2 protein-coding genes are annotated in these 514 nt (G+C 42.2%); both read right to left on the bottom strand.

All coding sequences use genetic code 11. The annotated features are described in order from the left end of the window. Positions 1 to 312, bottom strand: a 312-nt coding sequence (locus tag P5683_RS25735) for a hypothetical protein (RefSeq protein ID WP_315657762.1), incomplete at its 3' end; no start/stop codon positions are given. Continuing rightward, positions 266 to 514, bottom strand: a 249-nt coding sequence (locus P5683_RS25730) for a hypothetical protein (RefSeq protein ID WP_315641285.1), incomplete at its 5' end; no start/stop codon positions are given. The genes P5683_RS25735 and P5683_RS25730, both read right to left, overlap by 47 nt.

Genomic DNA, 514 nt, shown 5'->3' with positions numbered 1-514 from the left:
CTCATTGGTAGTCTGGTCAGATTTTCCGATATAGATATGGTGGTTGATTTTACCGTCCCAACCTTTCAGATTCCAGTATGCAAAGCCATTGATTGACGTTTTTTTGCAAGCTGTAAACCTTTTGCCGTTTAACTCAACCGAAAATGACTTGTTTTTTCTCAGGTAATCAAACCACTCAGGCGTATCTAGTTCTACACAAGTTCCACCATAACCCAGCAGAAAATTGCTGAAATTTCCAGTATGTAGGCTGATTACTGGCAATAACTTAGGCATTGAAGTCACCCCCCATAAAGATATCGCTACTGTAACCATTGCCACTAAAGTCGGGCATAAATGATGCTGGCTGAATAACTGTCTCTTGAGACGATACCCACTTTTCTTGTACCGCCATAAAATCAACAGCGGCGTTATGGGCGATTTCGGCTAATTTCACCCTGGTATCTTGGTTAGCGTAGGGGATATCTCGTGACATCATTTGGGCGTAAATATCACGTGCTAATTCCGCGATAACCAT

The organism is Limnospira sp. PMC 1279.21 (assembly GCF_032349615.1).
Lineage (GTDB): Bacteria > Cyanobacteriota > Cyanobacteriia > Cyanobacteriales > Microcoleaceae > Limnospira > Limnospira fusiformis.
This window is presented reverse-complemented; position numbering and strand designations above follow the sequence as displayed.